This is a genomic window from Roseovarius sp. Pro17, assembly GCF_035599575.1.
Lineage (GTDB): Bacteria > Pseudomonadota > Alphaproteobacteria > Rhodobacterales > Rhodobacteraceae > Roseovarius.
Window position 1 is genome coordinate 1,119,191 of sequence record NZ_CP141179.1, and the last position, 25,427, is coordinate 1,144,617.

The window sequence follows — 25,427 nt, forward strand, 5'->3', positions numbered from 1 at the left end:
GCCCCGCTGCCCTAAAGAGGATTGATAATATCCAAAGGAGTGCGCCATGCGCCGCGTCGTGGTTACAGGGCTGGGGATCGTTTCATCCATTGGCAACAGTGCGGATGAGGTGCTGGCATCGCTAAAAGCAGGGCGATCCGGCATCACCGCGAACGAGGAAATGGCCGAGCATGGCTTTCGCAGCCGCGTGGCCGGGGCGATTGACCTGGACGTAGCTGAGCATGTGGACAAGCGCACGCTGCGCTTTATGGGCCCAGGCGCCGCCTACGCACATATCGCGATGGAGCAGGCCATTGCCGATGCCGGGCTGGAGCCATCAGACGTGGTGAACCCCATGACCGGCCTTATTGCTGGATCTGGCGGCCCGTCGACCAGCGCGATGCTGATCGCGCATCAGACTGTGCTAAAGACCGGCGCGACCAAGCGGATCGGGCCGTTCGCCGTACCCAAATGCATGTCGTCCACGGTCAGCGCGAACCTCGCTACCGCGCACCAGATCAAGGGCATGAACTTCTCGATTACCTCGGCCTGCTCGACCTCGCTGCATTGCATCGGTATGGCGGCGCAGCAGATTGCGATAGGCAATCAAGACGTGATGTTTGGCGGCGGCGGCGAAGAGTTGGACTGGACACTGTCCTGCCTATTCGATGCGATGGGCGCGATGTCGTCGAAATATAACGACACGCCTGAGAAAGCCTCGCGTGCATTTGACGCGGGCCGGGACGGGTTTGTCATTTCGGGCGGCGGCGCCATGCTGGTGCTGGAATCGCTGGACCATGCGCAGGCACGCGGCGCGAAGATCTACGCCGAAGTTACTGGTTTTGCTGCTACATCCGACGGCGCCGATATGGTCGCGCCCTCGGGTGAGGGTGGCGAGCGGGCGATGCGCGGCGCGCTGCGCACGCTGGGCGAGGACCGCAAGGTTAGCTATATCAATGCGCACGGCACCTCGACGCCGGTGGGCGACGTCGGCGAGGTCGAGGCAGTGCGCCGCGTCTTTGGCCAAGGGTCCACACCACCGATCAGCTCGACCAAGTCGATGACCGGCCACAGCCAGGGCGCGACCGGCGCACAGGAGGCGATCTATTGCCTGCTGGCACTTGAACATGACTTTATAATCCCTTCGATTAACGTTGAAAACCTCGATCCGGCGCTCGATCCGGCCGAGGTGGCGACGGCGCGCGTCGATAACGCAAACCTCGATACGGTGATGACGAATTCCTTTGGCTTCGGCGGCACCAACGGCTCGATGCTGCTCAGCAAATTTCACGGATAGGCGCGCATGACACAGACATCTTCGGACTTGCCGACCGCCACCTTGCCGATGCAGGGCAAGCGCGGGCTTATCATGGGCGTCGCCAACGACCGCTCGATCGCGTGGGGCATCGCACGCGCGATGCACGCGGCGGGTGCCGAACTGGCCTTTAGTTATCAGGGCGAAGCGTTCGGTAAGCGGCTGGAGCCATTGGCGGCATCAGTTGGGTCCGATTTCATGGTCGATATGGACGTAACCGACGATGCGTCACTCGACGCCGGTTTCGACGCGCTGGCAAAGCGCTGGCCGAAGATTGACTTCGTCGTGCATGCCATTGCTTTTTCAGATAAATCCGAGTTGACGGGCCGCATCCTGAATACCAGCCGCGCGAATTTCAAACACTCTCTCGATATCTCTTGCTATAGCTTTATCGACGTGGCGCGGCGTGCGCACCCGATGATGGTGGAAAATGGTGGCACCCTGCTGACGCTGACTTATCAGGGCAGCAACCGCGTCGTTCCCAGCTATAATGTGATGGGTGTGGCCAAGGCGGCGCTGGAGAGCGCGACGCGTTACCTTGCCAATGATCTCGGACCCGACGGGATCCGCGTCAATGCCATCTCGCCTGGTCCGATGAAGACACTGGCAGGCGCGGCCATCGGCGGTGCGCGGCGCACCTTCAAGCATACAGACATGAACGCGCCGCTGCGCGCCAATGCAACGCTGGAGGCGATTGGCGGCACGGCTGTATACCTCGCCTCGGATGCAGGCGCCTGTACGACAGGTGAAATTATCCGCGTCGATGGTGGCTATCACGTGCTGGGAATGCCGCAGGCCGACAACCTCTGAAACCTGCGTTGCGCGGGGTGATCCGCGTCGTTGAGCCCGGTCAGGCGCTCAAGATGACACTTAACCTGTCATGTGCCACACAAACTTTCCGCAAAGAACTTTGAGAACCCCTAATTGTTGAGTGAAATCAGCTACATGCAAAAGCTCTATTTTGTTTGACGCAGTAAATGGTCCGTGCTCGCCATAGAACATGTCCGCAAAAAAATGTTGAACAGAAACGCCATATTATAGGCAACCATCTGCTAGACAACAAAAAACCCGACCTATTGGCCGGGCTTTCTGAATTTGATCGAACAGTTTTTTGGCGGAGAAATGACTGGCAAAAGGGGCGGCTATCGGCACCGCCTTCTTACGCTACTGATCACATTGAACTACCTTGCCTTTCCCAAGCGCGGACTCTTCTGAGTGACCAGTGTTTCATCTTGCATCTCATCAGGTTGCGCGAAAAGAACAGATGCATCGATGTTGTGCCAATCCTCCGACAGGAAAGGATTCATAGCGTCGTCGCATTCAGCAAGGTGGGTGAAGGTTCGCGCGAAATGGTGATCCAGAAGCGCAGGGTCTTCGGTCAATTTGGCCTGTTGGATGGCACCAATGATGAGGTCGATCGCGATCCCGAGGCGGTTGCAACAGGCGACGAAGAAACGATCGATGAACTTGGAATCGTTTTCGATGAAGCCCTCCAGGTCGACCTCGGTTGTGAAGCTCTTGATCACTGTCCGGATCACTTTCGCATCTGTAGCCTTGGAGATGGGTCGCAGTTCGGTCGGTTTGATCCGGCGGCCGAGCTGCTGATCCTGATTGAGCATTTCCTTCAATTCCTCGGTGCCCGAGAGCACCAAGATGACCGGCCATTCCTTGTTCTGTGACAAGGACTTCAAGGTATTGATGACGGCCTTGCGTTGAGGCTTGTTTGCGTTGCCCCAGATATCCTGGGCCTCGTCGAAATGCAGGACAGTAACCTTCTGAGCTTTCAGTTGATAGTGAACCTTCTCCCATAGCACGGACAGGGTGGCGTCGGTCATATTCCTGGTTGTCGTTGGATAACCGATTTCATCCATCACAGCCTCGGCGGCTGTTCGGAGCGTGGCAGGAGTGCGGACCCGAACGGACGCGATCTTTACAGGGTTGGGCCCACCGGGGCCTGTGCCAACGGAGAGTCGATCGAGTTCGGCGAACACCCATTCCAAGGTCCGGGTTTTCCCGGCACCTGTCGGTGCGACAAGTGCAAGACCATCTATCTTTCGCAGCGCTTTTAGAGATACTAGGCAATTCCTTTCTTCATGGAGGAGAAGGAGCTTGTTGAGGATGTCTGACTGCTGTTGGGTCTTCACAAATCGTTTCGAGAGGGTGGCCGCCGCAGACGCCGCCACTCTGATGTTTTCGATGGTGATCTTTTGTGCTCGTGTCATCAGAATATCTCCGGCTCATCACCGCCTTCATTGTCGGCAATGGTTGCAATAGTTGTTATCTCTGCGGCTGCAGGGACTTGGCTCTTCGCGTCCAAGATCTGATCCGTGCGCTCATCGGAGAGGATGTCGACAATCTTGGTCACAGAACCTGTCACATCATCGCTGTCTTGCCCTATGATGTTCATGCCTCTGAAAAGCTGGTCACGATGGCGGTGGATTTCCGCATCTTTCAGACATGTGGGTCCAAGATCGAGCCGCTTGGCAGCCGCTGCCACCGTTGCACGGATGTCTTGAAGAGCAGTGCGGACCATTTCGCGATCCAAATCAGCATCTCCCCGGAAACGTTCACGCATGGCGCGCTCTGTGGCGACCCAGTCTGTCAGATGAACCTTGTCGAGAAAGCTCAGTTTCGCTTTCACAGGGTGCCACTTGTCGTCCCATCGTATGGCCACCCACCCAAGATCTTTCGGGTCGACGCGCACATCGACATCAGTTTTCCCTTTGGAAAGGAAGATGGTTTGCAAAAGCGGGCTGGCATATTCGATACCGAACAACGTGATACCTTGGTTCCCGATACGACGCTTGCCGGGCAGCCCGAATGCAGCGCGACGTGCGTAACCATCCGGCGGAAGATCCACGCCGTAGGTTGAGGTCAATCGATCCCAGGCGCGTGCCGGGGTTTCCCCGCCAAGCCCTGCATGCGGCAGGTTGTGATACACGTCGACTACGAAACGGGTCATGATACCTGTGATCTCGTCTGTGGTCAGACAGGCGTTGCCCTTGGCATCGTAATCGCCCTTCTCGATGAAATTGCCGAAGGTGCGTCCTGGAAGCTCTTCCATCATGGTTTTGCTCCATGTCCCGAAGACCCGCTCGACCGCGGCCCTGAGCATGGCAACGCCTGCGACCGTGTTGAGAAGACCGCATCCGATGTCGGTGACAGGGCCTTGGAATGCGCTGGAGATGAACCATTCGCCATTGTCAGAAGCTACTGTCCGCGCAAGGCCGCATTGGTTCCAAAGCCCCACAGCACCGTGGAAAGCCGCGTAGTCCGTCTTATCCATCGTTGTCATTTCCACGGCCCGAAGTGCAGATTCGACCCCTGGATTTTGCGTAACTGTGAGGCCGACGATACATCGCGTGGCGCAATCGATCACGACGACGGCCCAGAGCCGCTGTTTTTTGAGAGCCTTCAATTGCTCCGGTGTCATGTCCTTGGCACGTCCACTTGCAATTGCGAGATTCATGACGTCCAGCTTCCATTCATCGATTTCGAGTCTTTCCATGGGAAACCTGACTTGAAGCCCAGACATGTTCAGCGCAAACTTTCGGTTGGCAACGCCAACACCTTCACGCTGGCATGTGACTGTGTAAGCATCCAGTGAATCTATCTGTCGATAAACGGTCCGCTCGCTGGGAGCGGTCAACGGCTCAAGCCCGTCCAGCGCCCGCTCCTCGTTGCGCACGTCGATCGCATCACGGACGTTGCTGGCAATCTTGCGCTTGCTGGGACGGAGAGTGGTTGCATACTTAACGACCTCCTTTTGCAGGATGATCATAGCTTCCATGCTCAACCGACTCTGTGCCTTTCTTCCCTTCGCCTTGTGACAGGGAACGAAGGCGCGAGCGTCGAATCCGCACTGGACGCCGATCTTGATCAATTTTCGCCATGTCTTCACGGACGGAAGCTGGAACTGTGTCACGATTTGTCGTGCATCCTTCCGCTTGTGAGCTTTGTCTTTCTGCGTTGTGCTGACGTTGCGGGTTTTGTCGCGAACCTTCTCTTCGATTTTCTGTTTTGCAGCCCAGACGGCCATATGCCCGGCCAGCTCAGGGTGCGCCGCCTCCATGCTAGCATCACTCAGGGTCATCTCACCCTTCAGGGTCAGGTTCTGGCCAAACCGGGCCAGTTCGCAGTCAGAGATGGCCTTGAGCCGCTTCTTTACCGGAAGATCGGCGAGAAATTCGGTATCAGAATTGCGGCGGACAGCAGCACGGGACCGGCCAAAATGGCCACGCTCGATACGCACTTCTGGATTGTCGAGAAGGCTCAACATCTTTTCGTGCCGGATGGTAATAACCTGCTCAAGCTCATCATCACTGGCGAAGCGGAATCCTTGCTCGGTTTGGTCGAGCCACCGGTAAGGCTGGTTATTGTAGATAAGCAGATCATGCTTGTCGAAATTGTAGTGGAAGGACATCAGAGGTCTCCTTTGAGTGCGTGTTCATATCGGCGGAAGGCGGCGGTCAAATTTACGTTGTCCATTCTCGTCACGATCCTTTCACCGACGCGGGAAGCACGCTCGGTCTGCAATTTACAGTCACGCTGGTGACGCTGCGTGTTAGATTGTTGATGGAGATAGCGGAGCACAGACTCAGACTTCTGAGTGCCTCGACTTCGATTTTCGTCAGTCCTTTTGCCCATCCACACGAGGTCATGATGGCGTGCAAATTCACCGTCCATTCGTCGATCTCGACACGTTTCATCAACAACACGCGTTTGGGTTTGGGAAATTTTTTGTATCGGTGAGACATTAGAATTCTCCTTTGCGCACGGAAGCGTGCAAATCTATCAGGCCGGTGTTGGTGGGTCGCAAAACGCCGGTTCCGATCGCGCGGACAACAGCGCGAAAACCGCGACCGCCGAGGGGTGTGGCACCAATGAGACGGTCGATCCGGATGTCGCCGGTGAGTTGTTCCGCGAATTCGCGGACCACGTCATCAGCTACGGAATCTGGAGAATTTCTCGCCAGATGTAACAGCTCGGCATTCCGCACCTGAATAGGTGTAAAATCCGCGTCCGTGATCACGATGAAACGGTCTGCGTGGGTCGGAATTGCATGTTGCTGCAGCGCAATTACCTGTTCGCGCATCTTTTCGGACTTGGCGTATTTCATTGGCTTCACCAAGATGCCGACACGGCCGCCATCCAGCATCAAGGCCAACAGATCCAGTGTGTGCGGGGTAAAACCCTCTGCACATGGCAGCATGATCCGCTGCTGCTCAACAACATCGAGAGCATCGGGGCGTGCCAACAAAAGATAGATTACCTTTTGTTCGAGACGGCTCTCGAAATGTATCCGTTTGCGGCGACCGGGCTGTCCAGGAACGGGGACGACGACATAGCCGCGGTTGCTGATCGACGAGCGCGGGTGTATCCGGCGCATGGAAGCGGCGGCATCGGTCAGATGGACAGGTGGTGGGAGGACGTTGTTCAATTCAGTCATGATATCTCCGGTCCCGGAAGTCTGACCTCCGGGTTACGTGCAGGGGTTTTCTGGGATACGGCCACTGGGAAGAACGTTCCGAAGCGCATGGCTCCAACTGTTCTGCTGGTAGGCGGCCGCATGGCGTTTGCACCCGATTGGCATGTGTTGACCCACTGGATTTACCGGGGGACGTCACCCGTTTGGATTTGGGTGTGGACGTCGAAATTGATCCGGCTTGCACGTAAAGTGTAAGCTCAGGCAATTTATAGGACGCCGGCGAACGTCGGGTTTGTCATGTCTAAGGGGTTGAGCGGGGAACCCTTGCACTACTGATGGTGTTTGAGTAATGCTCGAAGTGTAGCTCGAGATGGGCTTTGCTCATTTCTACACGAACAGCGCTTCTCGTTGGCGCGAGATTTGCTGTTCGTTTCACTTGCTCGATCAGGTCATCATCTTTTCCTTTCACCGTTTTGTTTCTGAGCCCTCTGTTTCGGGGTTGGTTCGATTTTAGATGGTGGAAAAACGTATTTTCAAGCCCGAAAAATCACCTTAAGTCATTGATATTTTGCCATTTTTTTCGGTTACGATCAGCGGGGCAAAAATAGCTCTCTCACGTTGGAGACCCGTATCTTGGGTGAACATCAGGTGTCACTGAATTCAGTCCACACAATATCAAGCGGTGATCCATAGCAAAAAGAAACCGTGATTTTGGAAACGTGAAAAGCGTTTAATTTCTCACGGGATTTTTCCGTAAGGAACGATCACACGCGCCATTTTTCAAAGTGATAGGAGCTTGGTAAATAGTCATGATTTTGAGCTTTCTTGAACGATGTATTTGACAGGTTGCAAGGACCGATTCGGATCAACGGAAACGTCAAGATCAAGTATCGGATCTCCTCGCCTACGATTCCTGGACAGAGATCCTGATTGCTGAATGCCGAACAATGATTTCCGGATTAGCCCATCTATATTCTGGGAAGTTCATTCCTGCTCCTTCGCCTCTTTATTGGCTGTCAATTTATAGCGCCAAGATAGGGAAAATACTGTCGACGGGCGAGTTCAGTTTGGCACGACGGATAATATCTATCATCTGCTGATAGATATTATTTCGGACAATCCTTAGCTTGATCTTTCATATCTTGATGACTTCGGACATGTCTTTAACGGCACATGCCACCGGAGTTCAGCGAAAAAATGGAAATGCCTTCGGAGATCGATATCAGCAGCTTCGAAGGTCTGACGCGGCTGTTTCGTTTCGCTGTTGGGCTGAGGGAAAACGACACTGGCCATGCTTCTCTTGCGCATCTTGAGAGCCGATTTGGCCTCGCACCTTATGTTCCAGCGTTCCGCGGTGCCCTCGAAGACTTTGCCCGGCAATTGGACGGGCTGGAACACAGCCAACGTTTCAAGACAGTTTGTGACTTAATCTTTGATGCGCTTCCCGATGCTGAAAAGCTTGACGATGAACTTGCCTCGGCACTTCTTGAAATCTGCTCCGATGCAGGGGTTGTGCGTTTTTCTTTTTCGTCGGCGATCCTCCCCTGCCTCTTGCACGCACAGAAAACGCAGCAATTTCAACAGAAAGCCGGTGCAGATTGTGAGGTCCGATATGCGGGAGTGGGGCTGGACAAAGAACTCATGGCATTTGCATCGCTCTTTCTGGATCTGGGGATTTACACCGAATCTAATCCTCCATGGGACCCGGACACGGTGTTCGACAATGGTGAGCCAAATTTTGAGACACCGGATCTCGAGATTGCATTTCCACCCGCAGATTTTAGATCGGATTCTGCGAGTCATCTCGATGCGAGCGTTCGAGCATCTCAGCTGCCCCGCGCAGTTGACCGCGGAAAATACGATCTTGAGAGCGTTATGCTTGCATATCTCTGTGAGGCCGAAGGGGCTGCTCTTGTTTTCACTTCAATGAATTTTCTCTCCTCCCCAAAACAATCACGGCTTTTGGCCCGCCAACATCTTCTTGACCTATCGCGGGTTTCCCAAGTGACAGAACTAACAGTAAATGAGCGATGCCATTGCGCAATTGACCTAAGCAAAGCGGGTTATCCGAACGAGAACATTCGGATGGTGGTGACAAATATTCTGGAACATATCATCAGGCCGCCGCTGAGCCGGGGCCCCTTCCGCCCGAAGCTTGCGATGATATCAGTTGATGATATCCGGTCTGCCGGCGATGTTCTTAAACCTTCGCGCTATCTCGGATCCGGACCTACTGGCGGGCGCGATTTTACAGAAAAAATGAACAATATTTCACGATCAACGACACATATCCTGGCTGACTATTTCGAAATTATCCGACCGAAAACAACGAAAAGAGATCCGGTTGGAACATTCCCCATTCAAGAAGTCCGTGCTGGCAATATCTCGGCGAATGGAGAAATGATGGGATCATTGCGCAAAATTAGCGTGCGTTCAACTTTGGCAGTCGGTTTGGAAGAACAGGTCATTAAAACAGGTGATATCTTGTTTGCACACCGAGGGCCCGTCGGCAAAGTTGCCTATGTGAATGACCCCAATATCCAAGACTCGAAAGTGTGGGCGGGTCAAACTCTCATGATTTTTCGTGCGCGTCGAAAGAGTTCGGCAGCACGGGCGACACTGTATTGCGACCCCAAAGTTCTGTTTATGTATATGCTCACACCAGATGTCCAAGCGAGCTGGAGCAGGGTCGCCACTGGTGATCGCAGTCCCGCTGTGCCGATAGGAATAATCGAGAGTTTTGGCTTGCCGGATAACCTCATACTTCCTCGAAAACCAAAGCGGAAATCTTCGAGTGATAAGCTGGCTTCACCGAGCAGCTACACAGACATAATACTTTTGGAGTTTCAAAACAGGCAAAATGAGTTGGAAAGGCTTCGCGAAATTCAAATAGAGATGAATGATGGGTTGGATCGAGTTTCGAATGCGGCTTGGTCAAAAATGATCGGCCAAAGTGATCCCCCAAATGATTGAGACAGTTAATTTATTCGAACTGGCTTGGCGAAGCTGATATCCGTCCATTTTTTGCCTTAAATTTCGAACGCCTTCGTGTAGAGTCTGTCGATGTGGCACGAAATTCAGTCTGGCAGCAAAAATGAAACACTACCTGTCCATTCGCTGACTGCCGGCCATGGTGCCAAGAACCGCTCGACAACAGTGGCACGTCGATAAATCGGCCCATAAGGCCGAGTGGCTCCTCCGAGAGGAAACACTTTCGCAGCAATCAGGATCTTCGTTGTGGCCGCCCTGCTTCTGCCTAAGCCGAGAGATATGCTTTTGAGGCCCACATAGGTGTTGTTGAATTCAGAAAGGGCCGTATCTGTGACATAGAGCTGAGGCACTTTCTTAACCGGATTTTTTCCAAGAACGGTTATGAGTAGTCCTGCATCAACCAACGCTTTGACATGCGAAAGGCGTAATCCAACCTCATCTCCAATCTGCGCAAGGGTGTGTCCGGCGACGACATCTTTCTGGATTAGCGGTCGGAGTTCTTTTATATCCACAATAATACCGAGATAACCTGATTTTGTCGCGTGCTTGCCCACACGATTGAGGTGTCCACCGCATAGAAGCTGAACAATGTCGCGCGCCGAGCAATTCAACTTACGGGCTGCGGTCGGAATGTCGGAGCACCCTGGTGGGGCCTGTCGCATCGGTGTTGCTCTTCTAAGGAGTTGTGCGATAAATGACTGGATTTCGGACGGTTCGTAAGCTGGCCATGTGCCTTCACCAGATTGAACGGGGGCGAAGTATCCGGCGGCTTCCATCAAGTCGAATTGATCTCTTGGAAAATTGAAATGCTCGTGCGTCTGGCTTGGCCCCATTGCACGGACAATGGTTGCCAGAACTGGGGATGCACGCTCGGCATCGAAGACCTCCCAAACATCCGACGTTCTCGTTCCCTTCGGCTCCACGAGTCCGGCAGCAGCGAGAGCCTTCCGGAGACGTGTCGTGCCAATACCAGTTTCATTTGAAGCAGTGCGAACCGAATGAAGACGCCTTGTCTCCACTGGAACACCGAGCACTGTGTCACCAGGCCCGAGGGGCCACGTCTCTAAGATATGTTCGCGAAGTATGCTTCGGAAAGGTTCAAACTCAGGACCGTTCATATCCCGGGAAAATCGGTCGTGCAGAGGCCCAAAGCGCGCGTTCGGTCCATCTTGGGGGCTTCCGCGGCGTTTCTGAATCTCGACCAACATGCCCTTCACAAAGTCGATACCGCGTTGGCAAACATCGAAACCAATCTTTCCTGCTTCATGCCATCGCGTGTCGTCCATGCGATCTGCGCGCGGGAACCAATCTAGCATAACAGCGCGACCAACAAACTCGCAAAATACTGCAGCGGCGTAGAAGTCATGTTGGTCGAACCAGAGGGAACTTTCCCGATTGTTTAAGCGGGTGACAACCCATGCTTCAAATTCGGAATGTTCGCGTGACTCTGGATCAAGGTCGCCGACCTTGATGGGTATGACCACACTTCCCATACGGGTGGCACAATCAAAGCGAGTGTCAGCATTGCGGTCTGCCCAAAGTGTCACTAGCGGCAAGTTATGGATAGGGCAGGTTTTCAAAAATCGAATCTGCCAGTCTGCCCGTAGCGCCATTCCGATTTGTGTGAGCCTACCCATTCTAAGCGCATCCTCGCGCAGACAACCGATACAGGCTCGAACCTCTGGAGATTTTACTGCGTGCCGAGGGAGGGATAACCCGTTTCTGATATAGTTGCGAATATCCAGCCTTTGGTAACTCGCAGCGGAAAGAGCTTTTGGGTCGGCGTCACCGTATTGCGCGAGCAGGGCGATTGAAGACGGTTCACCATCAACAACCGATCGAATGGACAGTCCGAGATCGTAAGCGAGCTCGCGCGCGTTCAATCCGTTACGCAGAGCAAGCCGTGACAGAAACGAGACGGGCGTTTCGCCGGTAATGTGATCAATAAGCAAAGGGAGTGGCATACGTCGACTGAATGTAAGGTGTGGGAGCCTCAGATATCACGAGGTCGGGCAGATGTTGCAAGTCCAGAATTCAATATATGTCAGGCTTCATGAAGTAGCCGTTCGAGAAAAAATGAACGTGTTTTCTTATTTTTTTACAACGCGGTAGGTGGAGATTTGGAAATTGAAGGTGTTGACATGGTCGTCGATCATTGAGTATCAAATGGGCACTATGACATTTAGCATCCGGCATATTCATCAGCGCACAATTCGCGCGATTTGAACCCCTATAGGGGGCCGGTCACTTCTGTCTATTCCAGCAGTAATGATGCCATAACGGACGAGCTTTAGCTCGCGGGTCCCTCGGTCTTTTCAACCAAGGAGGACACGATGTTCAACTCGATCAATTCATCACCCCACGCAATGGTCTCAGCCTTTGACGAGGACACACACCTTCTCTGTTTCTATCGTCAAGGGGATGGTCATGGTTAAGGTCACCTCCACTCGTGTTCGGGTTTTATCACCCAGCCTGATCGTGCCTCGTCTCGAGGAAATTGAGCGCGATTTCATGGCTGCTTGGGTTCGCATGAAGCAGAACCTTCGGCCCGATTTTGCTAAGGCCGAATTCAGCTACCAGAGCGAAAAGAAGGCAAAGATGTTGGCGGCCAACGCACATCAGCGTCGGCTGACAGAGGCGGGACTCAGTGCGTTGGCGAAAGACCCGCTTGCGCAGATAACCGGTCTTGCTCGATCAGGTGCCATGTTGGCGGGTCCGGCGACCGCACACGACGTGCATAAACTGGCCGCTGATCTGCACGTCGAATCTCCTTGGATGCGGGATGTATCGACGTGGCTCATGACGCAGATGCTTTCGCGGGTCGCTAAAGGCGAAAGTGGCCTTGCTCTGCCGCCGGTGATACTCGCTGGTCCCCCAGGCGTGGGAAAATCACACTATGCTCGGCGGCTTGCAGAACTGGCCACAGTTCCGTCTCGGCTAATTGATGTGGGATCCGGAACTGCTGGTTTCAGGATCACAGGCACCGAGCGCGGGTGGTCCAGCGCGCAAGCAGGTATTCCAGTGGAGACCGTCCTATCGACACGTGTTGCGAACCCGGTTCTGATTGTCGACGAGGTGGACAAAGCCGGCACGATACACAGCGTCAGTGGAAAACCATCCAGTCTGACCACCGCAATGCTTCCTTTGCTTGATCCCGGCACGTCGTGCCGTTTTGAGTGTCCGTTTTTCAGAGTCCCCATAGACATGTCGCATGCGGTATGGATCATGACAGCCAATGATCCGGATCGCATCCCCGCTCCGCTGCGGGATCGGGCACGTGTCTTTCATCTATCAGCGCTTACACCGAACGATGCTGTCGCCCATTTCGAGCGGCTGACTCTGGGCACCGAGGATCAACATGAGTGCGATCAGTGCAAAGTGTTCATTGAGCGCATGGCCAAGACGCCGAAAGGGATCAGCCTTCGTCAAATTGGACAGCTGGTGGATGCACTGAAAGCACCGATAGCACCCTCCGGTCATTAAGATATCGCTCGCCTCGTCTCGAGCTTGGTAGATCCAAGGTGGGGAGATGGTCGGTTTGCTTTTGATTGCGCATAATCCACAGAAAACCTTACGTTTACAGTTTCAGCATAGGTTTTGTGCCTGGACATTTTCGGATGCAGGGCCCAAAATCAATCCATGGTGCTTTGGCTGTCCGGCGGCACAATACTGTGAACCCTGCGCCGCTCGCGCTGAAGGAGCTTTTTATGACTTCAAGTGGCCCTGCCTTCCGTTTTATTGACCTATTTGCTGGAATAGGCGGGTTGCGGATTGGTTTTGAGCGCGTTGGTGGGCGGTGTGTTTTTACCAGCGAATGGAACAAGTTTTCGCAGGAAACGTATCGCGCGAACTTCGAAGATGATCACTCCATCGATGGTGACATTACCGCGATAAATGAGGCGGATATCCCCGCCCATGATGTTCTTTTAGCGGGATTTCCCTGTCAGCCGTTCTCTATTGCGGGGGTGAGCAAGAAGAATTCCCTCGGCCGCGCTCATGGTTTTGCAGATGAAACGCAGGGGACGCTGTTTTTCGACGTGGTCAGGATTCTGCGGCACCACCGACCGAAGGCTTTCTTGCTGGAGAATGTTAAGAACCTGCTTTCCCATGACAAAGGAAATACTTTCAGGGTCATCCTTCATGCCCTTGATGAGCTGGGCTACGATGTCGATCACAAGGTCATAGATGCACGAAGCTGGGTCCCACAACATCGTGAGCGGATATTCATCACTGGTTTCCGTCGGGATTCCCCGACCCGGTTTTCACTGGATGATATTGTTGTCCCTCTTGGACCGAACCCGCGTCTCTCCAGTATCCTGCACCCAGGGGACGGGACCGAGATCGCGGAGGAGCCGTTTACATGTGGGCCGCTGGCGTCTGTCGCATCTAAATATACCCTCACACCAAATCTGTGGAAGTATCTCCAAGCATATGCTGCGAAACACAAGGCTGCTGGAAATGGTTTCGGGTTCGGGCTCTGTGGTCCGGATGGCGTCGCGAGGACCTTGAGTGCGCGTTACTACAAGGATGGCAGTGAAATCCTGATCGCGCAGAGTGCGGGAATTCCGCGACGTTTAACGCCAAGGGAATGCGCAAGATTGATGGGATTTGATCAGCCTGGCTCCAATCGCCCTTGGAGGATAACCGTGTCGGATACTCAGGCGTATAGGCAATTTGGAAATGCCGTTGCAGCGCCGGTCGCAATTGCAGTTGCCGAGGCGATGGCACCGTGGATCATCAATACGGTTGCCCTTCGTTCGAGGAGGGACATGATTGCCTGAGCGGACGCCTCTGACCCGTTCCGAAATGATGTCGCGGATTGGAGCAAAGAATACCGCGCCGGAACTTAGAGTCAGGCTCGGACTTCATCGGCGAGGATTTCGGTATCGGCTTCACCGAAAGGATCTTCCAGGAAAGCCTGACATCGTCCTCCCAAGGCATAACGCAGTGATAATGGTGCATGGATGTTTCTGGCATGGGCATCAGAGGTGCAGATATTTCAGACTCCCCCGTTCGAATGTTGAATTCTGGAAGGACAAAATTCAGAAAAATCGGAACCGGGATGACAGGCAGATAAACGAGCTTATTCGACTTGGCTGGCGGGTCTCGGTAGTCTGGGAATGTGCAACACGAAAGCTTCCGACCGAATTGCTGATTGATAAAATCGCAGTTTGGTTGTCTGGGAGCGAAATAGTAAATGAGATCGCCGAACACACTGGTGCATCGGAAGAAGTGGAACTAAGAACGATATGACCGACCTTATCAATAAACCAGATGCCTCCCGTCTCATTTTCGGGCTGCGCGATACCGGCTATAACGTAAAGACCGCAGCTGCCGATATCGTAGACAACTCGATTGCAGCCAAGGCCAGCGAGGTCAATATCCTCATTGTTCTTCATGAGACAGGTCGGAAGGTCGTATACTTCGGTGACAACGGTGAGGGAATGGATGCCGCCGGGGTGCATGCCGCAATGCGCTATGGTGCCCCCGTTCGGGAGAATCCCGAAAGCCTCGGGAAATTTGGGCTCGGGCTGAAAACTGCCTCAAGTTCCGTATGCAAGAAATTCTCCCTTGTATCCCGGAATGCATCGGATCAGCCCTTGGCAAAACTGTCTTGGGACCTCGAACATGTGGAGCGTGTCAAAGAATGGGAGATGCTGAGCGAGCCGGTATCAACCGATGAGGAGGAGATGTTTGAGGAGCTGTGTGGCGAAACCGGGACTCTTGTAGTCTGGGAAAATTGCGATCGGATCCTGTCGAAGGATTTCGAGCCTGGCAGCACTAAGGAACAGGCAGCCATCAAGCGTCTTGCTGATACCCTTGGCCGACATCTTTCCCTGATTTTCCACCGCTTCACCGACAAGAATGATGACCGGGAGCGCAATGTTGAGATCATGGTCAATGACAGTCCTGTAGTCCCTTGGAATCCGTTCTATCCAAAACGTTCAGATCAGGTCCTTCCGGAGAAAAAGCAGAAGCTTGTGATTGAAATGCCGGACGGGAGCGAGGAAACGGCATCGATCCGAGCGTGGATCCTCCCGCATCGTCGGGACATGTCCAAGGACGAGGAACGTGAGTTCGCGCGTATTTCGAACCGCGCCCAGGGTTTCTATGTCTATCGCGAAGGGCGTTTGATACAGGACGGTGGCTGGATGGATGTCTTTGGAACACCGGAGCCGCACACGTCACTGTTAAGGATCGAGTTCGACTTCGGTCACGATTTGGACGATGCTTTCAGAGTGGATGTGAAAAAGTCCCGCATTCTTTTCCATCCGGATCTTGAGGATGGCCTGAAATCCTTGCTGCAACCAATCTATCGCGAAGCCGGCAATAGATATCGTCGCACGAACCGTTCGACGGCAAATGATACTAAGATAGTAGACCACAGCAGCTCTAATAAGAATATCGCATCGACTTCAAATGCCGCAACCGCAACTGTCAATTCTGCAGATGCTACCGACCAGACGGCAGAAGTGACCAATAACCTTGGTGCCAAGATCCGCATCAAGGCACCTGTCCAGTCGAACGTAGAAGCCGGACACGTCCATGTCGACGCTGTCGAAACCATCCACAATGGCGATCTCTGGCAACCAGCGTTCCGAAGTGCCACAGAAGATGGTTTCGTGCCATCGGTCCTACTAAACAAGCACCATGATTTTTACCAAAAGATCTACCAGCGTGCTGCTGGGAACGGGTTTGCAGTCGAAGGGATGGATCTGCTCCTCTGGGCATTCGCAGTCGCCGAGCAGAACAATACAAACTCTGAACTTGAGCCTATCTTCGAGGATATCCGGTCAGAGATTTCAGGAAACCTGCGTAAGCTCCTTAGAAATCTTCCGGATCCGGAACCTGAAGAACTTTCAGAGGATGACGCCGGATAATGATCACGGCAAAACGTCAGCTTATTGCCGATGCTCTTCTGACCGGCACCGGTGCCGAGGTCGCGCTGGCCATCAATAACGATGGGCTCCGCTCCGGCATGCGGCTTTGGTTTGCCGACCTCGATGAGCGTCACGGGCCTATTGCAGAGATCAAACCCCACGGTCTGAAATCCCATCGCGTTCGGCTGACGTTCGGAAATTTCTCGGGTGCAGTAATTCGTCAGATTGGAAAGGCTCCAATTGAGGATCAGCAATTGGCAAGGGCGTTGATATCTTCAATCAGTGCTGAGCATGAAGTGTCGATCCAAGGCCAAGATCTGGAAGACTGGATCATCGCAGACGGTAGCTTTCACCTGCAGGCTATCGTGAGACATGTCACAGGGCCCGATACGGATGACGCGGTTCGGCGCACATGCCAAGAGGTAGTGGTTCCGGCCATGGCTGCGATGGCTGAATTGATTGGATATGATGTTGTGGATATTGACGCTGTCGAAGATATGACCGCTTTCGAAGGCGCGGTGCATCCTGCCTACGTAAAGCGCCGGGAGCGAAATCCACGAAATCGATTGCTCTGTATCCGGATCCACGGGGATAGGTGCGCGGCCTGCGGCATTGAACCACGACTGACATATGGCGTCGAAATCGCGATAATGGAGGTTCACCATCTTGAGCCTCTCGCCAATTTGGTGGAACCTCGTCCCTACGATCCGGCAATCGATCTGATACCACTGTGCCCCAGCTGTCATCGCGCGGTCCACACCAGACGTCCGGTTCCACTCAGCATTGCCGAACTTCAAAAGCGCATGGAGGACGCACGTGCCTGATTACGTTTCCATGCCTGTCACATTTGAAGGGATGCGCAACCGGATACCTGCCGGTCACTCCCTATCCGAAAGACTACTCGAACCTGTCATTCTTCTTGATAGGAAAAATGGCCGCCTGTCTGCCAGCCTTGGCGGCGTCAGGGTCATCAGGGGGCAGCAACATGAATTAAAGGCACCGACTGCGGAACACTCATGGGTTATTGATGGCACGGTCTTGCGACCGCTTCCAAAGGATTCGCCTAGCCTTTTCAGGACAATGGTGGGAGATCTGGATCCAGAGGATATTCCTTTCAGCGTCGCAATCAGGCTGTTGAGAACGCTCGATGAGCGGATTTCTACTTCTGCTTCTGAAGAAGTCCTAATTCCAGCGGGGAATGCCGCGGATCAAAAAACCGATCCGGTAACACCAACAGGTCTCAATGCGGAGCTTTTTCCCTATCAATCCCGCGGCGTGCAATGGATGTGGGATTCCATTGCAGGGACCGGGGGTGTTATTCTTGCGGACGAGATGGGTTTGGGCAAAACGATTCAGATTATTGCGCTGCTCCTGATGGACATGCCTGATCCATCAAGCCCGGCGTTGATTGTCTGCCCGACGAGCTTGATTGCCAATTGGGTCCGGGAAATTGAGCGCTTTGGTCCCAGCCTCGACGTCATGGTGCATCGGGGTGCTCATCGAACCGGTATCTCCAGCGGCCTTCAGCAATCAAGGGTAGTGATTACGACCTATGATACCATGGTCAACGATATCTCTATTTTTTCTGGTCTCGAATGGTCTTGGGTGATTTGTGACGAGGCTCAAGCCATCAAGAACCCTCTCTCCAATCGCCGTCAGGCCATCATTACCATACCGCGAAAGCGCTCCATTCCGATGACCGGCACTCCAGTAGAAAACACCCTTCTCGACCTGTGGTCGCTTGCTGACTTTGCGATACCAGGGCTGCTCGGAAGCCAAGATGAGTTCGAGGCGGAGTTCCCGGACAGTGTGGAAGCGGGTCAGCGGCTTGGCGGACTGACGGATCCGATAATACTGAAGAGACGGGTCGGGGATGTAGCGACGGACCTTCCAGAACGAATGGACATCGACATACCGCTCGAGCTCGATGATCGCCTCATCGATCACTACCGGGAAGTCAGGGATGCAACCCTCGCCAAATATCCTGTCGCGGGCGCCCTTGTGGCGACGCTTCAGCTTCAACTCCTCTGCGCACACCCCTGGCTCAGACAAAATGCTGACGAGGAAGAGGAAGCCGATATTGTTCCAGCGTCGAGTATGCCACTCATCACCCCGAAGATGGAACGCATTGTGGCCCTGCTCAGCGAGGCGTTTGCAAATGATCGGAAGGTTATTGTATTCGCATTGTTCAATCGTATCGGAGACCTACTGAAACAAGTATGTGCTGATATGCATGGTGTTCACTGGGGTGCAATCAATGGGTCTACGGCTCAGGAGGATCGGCAACAGATCGTTGATGTTTTTTCCGAGCATGACGGGGCCGCCTGCCTCGTCCTTAATCCAAAAGCAGCCGGCGCTGGTCTCAATATTACGGCGGCTACTGTAGTGATCCACTTCACGCCAGTTTGGAACCCTGCTGTCGAGGCACAAGCAAGCGCTCGTGCGCACCGCCGCGGGCAGACAGAACCCGTTACCGTTTATCGCCTATTTTTCAAAGATACTGTGGAGGAGATTATGATAGAACGATCGGCATGGAAAAGTGATCTTGCAAATGAGACTGTTCCTGTATCGACACGCGATGCTGATGACCTGAAGCGGGCGCTCTCAATCCTTCCGGTGAAATCATGACCGGCCATGTATTTAGTAAAATGCTGAGCGCCAATGATGTCGGCACGACTGGTGGACATCAAGCGGGTATTCTGGTTCCAAAAGGGGAAAAAGAATTACTCGCCATTTTACCGCAGCTCGACCCAGAAATCAAAAACCCGGATGCATGGTTGGAATGTGTCGACGACGCCGAACAAGCACTTCGTTTCCGTTTCGTCTACTATAACAACAAGTTACACGACGAGAATGGAACTCGAAACGAGTTCCGAGTGACCCATATGACCAAATGGTTTCGGGACAATGGCGCGCGCGCGGGCGACGAGTTCATGATATCCTTAATGCCGGACGAGAAACGCTATTCGATCCGCATCGTTCGTCCCGATTTAGATGACAAGAGCGACGAAGATGGCGTTCGTATCCGTCTGTCGGGTTGGCGGCGGGTCCACTGACCAACGGATCAATGTGGCCTTGAAATGGCTGATATCCTGATCCGGGGCGTATCAGCTTCATCAATATAGCCCTCATCTCTCGCGCGCGACATGATCTGCTCTGCAATGACGGACTGTTTTCCTGAAGGTATGCGGCCGGGCAACATGCTACAGGTCCGGAGGATCCCGTCCTCTGTCGGGCTGAACATTCGGTTCAAACGCCCCCAATCTCTGAGGCGGGACCAGACTGGTGCCCCTGCTGCGATAACGTTCTGCTGCGCTGTAATTTCCGCATCCATTGAGGTGTTCCTGCGATCGTCGCGTTGTGTGGACCGGGCAACCTCTGGGGCGATGACGCAGTTGTCGAAGTCGTCTCCATATTCGACCTCTGCTCGCTCAATTGTCGCCCAGCAAGCCTGTTTCTTTCCCCATTCAGTAATGTTGTTCACACCCGCCTCCGGCGCTGTGATCACCGCCGTCGCAGCTTCAGCCGCGATCAGAAGCGTATCGTTCAACGCCCTCGGGACAAATTGGGCTCGCCATACTGAATCAAGGTCGATCAGTTTCTCAGCTTCGTGGGCGTCAGACACAACTTTGGCAATCGCGTAGGTGATGATGTTGGCCCGGTATCCGCCGGGATACCAAGGTTGCTTCGGGACGACCTTCTCCAGGTGGCGGAAGATGATTATTTTTGCCACCAGCCGCTTAAACCATGTCTCATCGAACTTGCTATCACTTCGGGACCATTCACTACCAACTGTCTGCGCAAACGTGCCGAAATTCTTCTGTGCGCCTTTGCTGACTGTGTCCGGCTGCATCCTGAAGCTCATCTCGACCTTGGCAAGGTCGGTCTTCACAAAATACTGGGCTTTCGGATTCTCAAGATCGAAACGTCTTTTTTCTGCTGGTGATTTTTTGGCACGTTCAACTAAATACTGTCCTCGTGCGCGCTCATAGAACCACTTCGTTTCTTTGTTCGTGCCCTCTGCCGCAGGAGCGAGTAGACGGCGTGAAAACTGTTCCATTCGCATGTGGAATGGATGATTGGAAAAAAAGTCCGCCGCACTGACCTTGTTCTGGCTGTTAGCATATTTAGAAATGAAGGGAACGATTTCCTCGGAAACTTCGTCTGGAACGACCGTCAACTTCAATTGGACATGGACGTTATCAAGTGTTTCGGGCGACAGGGATAGCGCGTTATGCAGAGATGCAGTGGTTTGTCCCCCGTTCACAATTTGCAAATTCGTGGCCTTGACGATTTGCAGGCCGTTCTCGGACCTCACCACCTCGACCTCATCTGCCGTAGCCGACAGTCCATTGTTGTAGCTGAAAAACATCTCGGGCTCTTCTTTGATCGTGTCCCGAATGCCTCTGTTCACGGCACCGCGCGCCTGAAGGAAGCTTCGAACGTTGGACTCGAGAAGTCGTGCCCCCCATTTATCATAAATTCTCGCAAGTTGAGCTCCACCCATAACGATCAAGTAGCTGTCGAGCCTGTCACCGCTCTTGGATGCGGCCAGCGCAGGAAGGGCCGCGCCGAAGTCATCTTGAAAATTTACGACGATCTTCTCACGGGCGTGCCCCGAGGTTTCAAAACGATGGAATCTCGACAGATCCCATACGTTGTATGTGACAGGAATATCCGCAATCTTCCCGGCAAGAACGGCGTCCGTTCTTGCGCTGTAGATGGCATTGGTCATCAGAATAAGTTTGACCTTAGTGATGGATGACCATGCGGATGTGATCATTGAAGCTGCGCCAGCCTCCGAAGATCCATCTATCAATTCTGAGCGGAAAGCGGCACGGCGTGATGCGGCCACAAAATTGATCAGGCTTCCAAAGGATTTTTTAGCGTCCGCGGCGTTGATTTTTATAGGAGTGGCTTCGGGATGGAAATCACTGACGATCACACTCAATACGCCCTCGGACTCTCGCGGGTCGCCGCCAATTGCATCAATCCGGACCGGCTTTCCCGAACTTCTGTCCGAAAAGCCGACCCAGTCCGCAGTTACGATCTCGCCCTCCATTTCAAGGCGGTTCGCCATACGCTCGAAAAACGCCACCTCTGAAGGAACTGAGCTCTCATCGGAGATTTCTCTAAGTTCAGCTATAATCGCAGCATGATATTTGATTGTTTCTTCCATAGAGGTTTTTCTCCTGAACCGCTCCGATACTCACGCATTTTTCCGCGGTGGGCGCAATGCGATCTACCTTTAGTTGTTCCAAGAACTTGGGGTCAGTAGGACATATTCATGCAGGAAATAAGGCGACGTCGGACTTTGCCATACTCTAACGGGTGCAAAGGGATTCAGTAAGATATTAGCAGTCCGCGGGGGTGGTCCCACAACGCTCGCCCTACACTCTTCAGAACGAGCTACTTTTCGGGTTGGTGATATAGCGGGATAATCGTGTGACGCACATGAAAACCACAGCCCGAATTCTGGCAGGTGTGGGACGTCCGGAAAAAGAGTTGAGGCTTTTCGATGTCCTCAACCAACGTTATTTTCGGATCAGTTCCGAGAAGCCGTTTTTTCCATTCCTCCAATACATCGATAGCGTTGCCACCGCGATAATAGATGATGAGTTCTCCATGATCTCGGCCAAGCATCGCCGTTCCGTAGCGAGTAGATAGCTGGCCAAAGCCATCCTGAAGCCACCCATAGCTTTTGTGGACTTTAGCTTCCCCCAGCCACATGAAGCCATGGTTCCCCTCTACAACGATGTCGCAGTGGCCGTTCACATCCTGCTCGTTCCGTGCGGCTATTCCGCCAAAGCTCAACATCTGAGCGACCTGTTTGCTGAGCTGGTTTTCGTCCAGCTTAACATCAATTTTGCGCCCATCGACCAGTCGGCTATAGCATTCCGTCAGCGCCTCTTCGAGGATCTCGAGTCGGTCTTCATGTCCAGTTGCAAACTGCCAACGGAGCATCCGTCCGCCTGGTCCGTCTCCGAAGAACTTTAGATAGTCGCCAATCGATGTATTTTCAGGATTCATCTGAGATGTCTTTCCTGACCGAATAGTAAAGATGGACGTGACGCATTGGATCCGAAACAAGGTTTCCAGACACGGGGTGCGCAAGCTTGCCTGTGTTTATCAGTTCTCGGAAAGATTCATCGTCAAGGTGAAGCTGCCCATTTTCAGGATCGTCGATGTAACCGTGGGCTTCCAAGACCGCTGCTTCAAAGGTGCTGAGGATACTCAACGCCGAGGGCAGTATTTGTTGCAGCTCATCATCTTTCAGGCATCCGAAAAAAAATGGGAGTGTAAGAAAATCCCCATCATCGTCTGAAAGGGATTCTAGCGTTTCTATGATAGCCAGACAGGCGCCACGCATCTCTGCATCCAGAGATTTTGTAGCCAAAGCCTTTTTTGCCTGGTGAAATTCCATTTTTCTATTCTTGCACTGAATCTGACAGAAACTGTGCCTTTTTTCCCAATCGCTCGATCACAAACTCATAGTCTGTCGAGCGAACACAATCCCTTATAAGCGCGCCGGTAATAATGGGGTTGCCACCTTCGCCCTGCCCCGAAGGGCCCGATGCCGAGAGCGATATTGCTGGTTGATAGAACTGATTGTCCTCTGAGAAGCCCCATTCAACGGTGATTTTGTAGATTGCTATCGCCTCGACGGCGCCTTTGCCTGCGACGTGGTAGGGTTCATTGCGTTGATCGGCGTCCAAGCGGCGTCGGGGCATTTTTTCATCTTTAACTCCTCCGGTAGTGGTCTGGAATGTCATCTGTGTAACTGTCCCTTCCTTCGGATCGTCGTAGAATGGACGGACCGCCGGGAACAAATTTACTGACTTGTCCAGATTGACGATGCCCCAGCTGTTCACGACACCTTTGAGAGCGGAGTGAATGCCATGCACATCTGCTTCCGGTATACCTTTTGGGTAATCCACCCGGATTTCCAAAAAGTCGCGGTGGTGTGGCACCCAGATGACGTGGAACATCTGGACCGGCTGACGAACCAGGCCGACTACTTCTTCATACCGGCTTCGCATGTCCTTGGGATGTTCAAATTCCGTGAACGGGATTTCCTCACGAGTCTTTACCATGAGAACTGAACTTAAGACTACGCCAATGCCGTCTTCATTGCTTTCAACCTGCACCACATCAATGTCACCGGAGCCGGCCTGAAGGTCCTTGTCTTTCATCAGGTGGGGATATCGATGATAGGCTGGGATGTCCGCAGGTTCTTGCTCTTGGATTGCAGCCTGTAGAACGTCGCGGGCCGATGAATCGATTTTGTATAGCTTTGTGTATTTTTCGCCGCACAGAATATGTTCGATCAAGCCATCTTCAATCTTGCCGGTATCAAATTTCTGAGGTGATGCGTCGAGCTTTTTGAGTGTCCCGTCCCAACCGTGACTGGTTGAAATTCCGGCTGAATTGAGCAGCTTCTTTGCATTTGTCCAACTCATACGGTGCCGGAGCGTGCGGAACATCTTCTTCATCAATAAACCTTTTTGACATAAACCTCAGGTTGATACCCTGCCGGGTTTTCAATGCGTGCGAAAGCAGAAAGTAGGTCCGCCCTTTCCGTCTCGATGGGTGCTGCAAACAATGTGACGAACCATATGGTTTTGCGCTGAACGAAAATGCCTGGCACTTTAAAGCGTCATAGGTGCGAGCACCGCTTTTTGAGTTGAGATCCTTTTATTCGCTGCGGATCTGTGGGCCAGTTCCTGCGCCATCAGCTGAGAACCCCTTAAAGAGCGCACCAACGCGAGAACTCAATTCATCAGGGAAACCCCGATTGCGGACGCGTTCTATGGCAATTGCGGACCAAAACCTGTCAATTGCGGCAAATTTGCATGCATCTGACATAACCCCTTGAACAGTCGTCTTAAAACCACTGACCGGGCTCCATCAGACCCAGATCCAGCAACTGGCGCGAATGCCACTCGAACTGCGCTGAGTTGTGCCATTTGAATGTCGGGATATCGAAGGTCGAGCCGGGATTTCTCTTGAGCGCCTTGGCTGTACGGAACGACGCGATGGCTGCGGTCAGGTTGTTATGCCAGGGGCAGGCATACGTGTTGTACTCTTCGTCCGAGAACGTGTGGCCCTCACGTAGGGTCAGGCCCGGTTTGCTGCGGAACAGCGCGATGCGGTCGATGTTGCGGCGAGGGGCCGGGATATGCTCTTCGTAACGCCAGCGCAGACCGCCGAAGAAGTCCAACTGACGCTCTTTGGGGTGATGTTGATTGTTTGGATCGGGTCGCGCCAGCGCATAGTAACCGGACCGGTCCAGCCATGCATCCTCCAGCGACACCGCGTCCTTGTGGCGATCCAGATCGCCTGCATAGACGTCGACGACATAGGTCAGCATCGCATCGCGGCGCTCTTCGGTGTGATAATGCAATAACTCGCCGATGCTGCGCGTTTCGCAGAATGGGTAGAAAAGATATTCGGCGTTAAAGCAGTAATACATCCAACTTCCAGCAGGGACAGCGGCGATCAACGCATTGACCGCGCTGATATGCCCATCCACGCCCGCCGTATCATGATCGACGCGCACTACCTCGGCCGCGATATCACCCGGCAGGTCAAACGTGGCTGGCATCAGCGCAACGACTTTGGCAAAGTTGAGCGCGATGTGGTGGCGCAAGGTGCTGTCCAGTTCGACGTCGTCCTCAGCAAAGATCAGCGCGATCGGTCCCTTGGCCAGATGCGCGGCGCCATTGGCACAAAGATTTCGGACAGATGTGTAATGCATACCGCTCTTTTCGATTTTTCGCGCCAAGGTCGGTCAAATCGCCGCGCATTGCAAGATGGGGCGGCTGTGATATAG

19 protein-coding genes are annotated in these 25,427 nt (G+C 53.4%); 10 read left to right on the forward strand and 9 right to left on the reverse strand.

The features are described from left to right. Positions 1–46: 46 nt before the first annotated feature. Both U3654_RS05445 and U3654_RS05450 read left to right on the forward strand, forming a co-directional pair. Complete coding sequence (locus U3654_RS05445; protein WP_324754335.1) at positions 47–1,276, forward strand: beta-ketoacyl synthase N-terminal-like domain-containing protein; 1,230 nt, start codon at positions 47–49, stop codon at positions 1,274–1,276. 6 nt (positions 1,277–1,282) lie between these two features. Further along, positions 1,283–2,104, forward strand: coding sequence for an enoyl-ACP reductase (locus U3654_RS05450; protein ID WP_324754336.1), 822 nt, complete (start codon positions 1,283–1,285; stop codon positions 2,102–2,104). A gap of 371 nt (positions 2,105–2,475) precedes the next feature. Here the strand turns inward: U3654_RS05450 and U3654_RS05455 are convergent, their stop codons facing one another. From U3654_RS05455 to U3654_RS05465, 3 genes are all read right to left on the reverse strand, one after another. Next, entirely contained in the window at positions 2,476–3,516 is a 1,041-nt protein-coding gene (locus U3654_RS05455; RefSeq protein WP_324754337.1) for a TniB family NTP-binding protein, read from the reverse strand. Beyond that, positions 3,516–5,717, reverse strand: a complete 2,202-nt coding sequence (locus U3654_RS05460) for a Mu transposase C-terminal domain-containing protein (RefSeq protein ID WP_324754338.1) — start codon at positions 5,715–5,717, stop codon at positions 3,516–3,518. Before U3654_RS05460 ends, U3654_RS05455 begins: the two co-directional genes overlap by 1 nt. A 333-nt stretch (positions 5,718–6,050) precedes the next feature. Beyond that, positions 6,051–6,743, reverse strand: a complete 693-nt coding sequence (locus tag U3654_RS05465) for a hypothetical protein (protein WP_324754339.1) — start codon at positions 6,741–6,743, stop codon at positions 6,051–6,053. Between the two features lie 1,176 nt (positions 6,744–7,919). On the opposite strand from U3654_RS05465, the gene U3654_RS05470 reads away from it, so the two are divergent. Next, entirely contained in the window at positions 7,920–9,695 is a 1,776-nt protein-coding gene (locus U3654_RS05470; protein ID WP_324754340.1) for a restriction endonuclease subunit S, read from the forward strand. Between the two features lie 104 nt (positions 9,696–9,799). Here U3654_RS05470 and U3654_RS05475 read toward each other — a convergent pair whose 3' ends face one another. Next, the gene (locus U3654_RS05475) at positions 9,800–11,677 is read right to left on the reverse strand and encodes a TniQ family protein (RefSeq protein ID WP_324754341.1); all 1,878 of its coding nucleotides are present in this window, start codon (positions 11,675–11,677) and stop codon (positions 9,800–9,802) included. 463 nt (positions 11,678–12,140) lie between these two features. Between U3654_RS05475 and U3654_RS05480 the strand changes: the two genes are divergently transcribed. The 7 genes from U3654_RS05480 to U3654_RS05510 all read left to right on the forward strand — a co-directional run bounded on the left by U3654_RS05480 (position 12,141) and on the right by U3654_RS05510 (position 19,650). Continuing rightward, the gene (locus U3654_RS05480) at positions 12,141–13,196 is read left to right on the forward strand and encodes an AAA family ATPase (protein ID WP_324754342.1); all 1,056 of its coding nucleotides are present in this window, start codon (positions 12,141–12,143) and stop codon (positions 13,194–13,196) included. A gap of 134 nt (positions 13,197–13,330) precedes the next feature. Continuing rightward, on the forward strand, positions 13,331–14,494 hold the full coding sequence (gene dcm, locus U3654_RS05485; protein ID WP_324754343.1) for a DNA (cytosine-5-)-methyltransferase: 1,164 nt from the start codon (positions 13,331–13,333) through the stop codon (positions 14,492–14,494). Next, positions 14,487–14,966 (forward strand): very short patch repair endonuclease, encoded by a 480-nt coding sequence (locus tag U3654_RS05490; RefSeq protein WP_416384561.1) that lies wholly within the window; start codon positions 14,487–14,489, stop codon positions 14,964–14,966. The genes dcm and U3654_RS05490 overlap by 8 nt, the downstream gene beginning before the upstream one ends. Next, positions 14,963–16,594 (forward strand): ATP-binding protein, encoded by a 1,632-nt coding sequence (locus tag U3654_RS05495; protein WP_324754344.1) that lies wholly within the window; start codon positions 14,963–14,965, stop codon positions 16,592–16,594. The genes U3654_RS05490 and U3654_RS05495 overlap by 4 nt, the downstream gene beginning before the upstream one ends. Next, positions 16,594–17,418: an HNH endonuclease gene (locus U3654_RS05500; protein ID WP_324754345.1), complete on the forward strand. Its 825-nt coding sequence runs from the start codon at positions 16,594–16,596 to the stop codon at positions 17,416–17,418. Before U3654_RS05495 ends, U3654_RS05500 begins: the two co-directional genes overlap by 1 nt. After that, positions 17,411–19,222: a DEAD/DEAH box helicase gene (locus U3654_RS05505; protein WP_324754346.1), complete on the forward strand. Its 1,812-nt coding sequence runs from the start codon at positions 17,411–17,413 to the stop codon at positions 19,220–19,222. Before U3654_RS05500 ends, U3654_RS05505 begins: the two co-directional genes overlap by 8 nt. Further along, positions 19,219–19,650, forward strand: coding sequence for an EcoRII N-terminal effector-binding domain-containing protein (locus tag U3654_RS05510; protein ID WP_324754347.1), 432 nt, complete (start codon positions 19,219–19,221; stop codon positions 19,648–19,650). Before U3654_RS05505 ends, U3654_RS05510 begins: the two co-directional genes overlap by 4 nt. An 8-nt stretch (positions 19,651–19,658) precedes the next feature. Here U3654_RS05510 and U3654_RS05515 read toward each other — a convergent pair whose 3' ends face one another. The 5 genes from U3654_RS05515 to U3654_RS05535 form a co-directional block, all read right to left on the reverse strand. Further along, complete coding sequence (locus U3654_RS05515) at positions 19,659–21,773, reverse strand: AIPR family protein (RefSeq protein ID WP_324754348.1); 2,115 nt, start codon at positions 21,771–21,773, stop codon at positions 19,659–19,661. A 230-nt stretch (positions 21,774–22,003) separates the two neighbouring features. After that, on the reverse strand, positions 22,004–22,624 hold the full coding sequence (locus tag U3654_RS05520; RefSeq protein WP_324754349.1) for a hypothetical protein: 621 nt from the start codon (positions 22,622–22,624) through the stop codon (positions 22,004–22,006). Continuing rightward, entirely contained in the window at positions 22,614–23,018 is a 405-nt protein-coding gene (locus U3654_RS05525; protein WP_324754350.1) for a hypothetical protein, read from the reverse strand. Before U3654_RS05525 ends, U3654_RS05520 begins: the two co-directional genes overlap by 11 nt. Positions 23,019–23,022: 4 nt before the next feature. Next, the gene (locus U3654_RS05530; protein ID WP_324754351.1) at positions 23,023–24,087 is read right to left on the reverse strand and encodes a hypothetical protein; all 1,065 of its coding nucleotides are present in this window, start codon (positions 24,085–24,087) and stop codon (positions 23,023–23,025) included. Positions 24,088–24,479: 392 nt separating this feature from the next. Further along, the gene (locus U3654_RS05535; protein ID WP_324754352.1) at positions 24,480–25,352 is read right to left on the reverse strand and encodes a hypothetical protein; all 873 of its coding nucleotides are present in this window, start codon (positions 25,350–25,352) and stop codon (positions 24,480–24,482) included. Between the last annotated feature and the right edge of the window lie 75 nt (positions 25,353–25,427).

Coding starts and splice junctions, on each gene's coding strand:
- U3654_RS05445 (WP_324754335.1), top strand. CDS start 47: ATGCGCCGCGTCGTGGTTACAGGGCTGGGGATCGTTTCATCCATTGGC.
- U3654_RS05450 (WP_324754336.1), top strand. CDS start 1,283: ATGACACAGACATCTTCGGACTTGCCGACCGCCACCTTGCCGATGCAG.
- U3654_RS05455 (WP_324754337.1), bottom strand. CDS start 3,516: ATGACACGAGCACAAAAGATCACCATCGAAAACATCAGAGTGGCGGCG.
- U3654_RS05460 (WP_324754338.1), bottom strand. CDS start 5,717: ATGTCCTTCCACTACAATTTCGACAAGCATGATCTGCTTATCTACAAT.
- U3654_RS05465 (WP_324754339.1), bottom strand. CDS start 6,743: ATGACTGAATTGAACAACGTCCTCCCACCACCTGTCCATCTGACCGAT.
- U3654_RS05470 (WP_324754340.1), top strand. CDS start 7,920: ATGGAAATGCCTTCGGAGATCGATATCAGCAGCTTCGAAGGTCTGACG.
- U3654_RS05475 (WP_324754341.1), bottom strand. CDS start 11,677: ATGCCACTCCCTTTGCTTATTGATCACATTACCGGCGAAACGCCCGTC.
- U3654_RS05480 (WP_324754342.1), top strand. CDS start 12,141: ATGGTTAAGGTCACCTCCACTCGTGTTCGGGTTTTATCACCCAGCCTG.
- dcm (WP_324754343.1), top strand. CDS start 13,331: ATGCAGGGCCCAAAATCAATCCATGGTGCTTTGGCTGTCCGGCGGCAC.
- U3654_RS05495 (WP_324754344.1), top strand. CDS start 14,963: ATGACCGACCTTATCAATAAACCAGATGCCTCCCGTCTCATTTTCGGG.
- U3654_RS05500 (WP_324754345.1), top strand. CDS start 16,594: ATGATCACGGCAAAACGTCAGCTTATTGCCGATGCTCTTCTGACCGGC.
- U3654_RS05510 (WP_324754347.1), top strand. CDS start 19,219: ATGACCGGCCATGTATTTAGTAAAATGCTGAGCGCCAATGATGTCGGC.
- U3654_RS05515 (WP_324754348.1), bottom strand. CDS start 21,773: ATGGAAGAAACAATCAAATATCATGCTGCGATTATAGCTGAACTTAGA.
- U3654_RS05520 (WP_324754349.1), bottom strand. CDS start 22,624: ATGAATCCTGAAAATACATCGATTGGCGACTATCTAAAGTTCTTCGGA.
- U3654_RS05525 (WP_324754350.1), bottom strand. CDS start 23,018: ATGGAATTTCACCAGGCAAAAAAGGCTTTGGCTACAAAATCTCTGGAT.
- U3654_RS05530 (WP_324754351.1), bottom strand. CDS start 24,087: ATGAAGAAGATGTTCCGCACGCTCCGGCACCGTATGAGTTGGACAAAT.
- U3654_RS05535 (WP_324754352.1), bottom strand. CDS start 25,352: ATGCATTACACATCTGTCCGAAATCTTTGTGCCAATGGCGCCGCGCAT.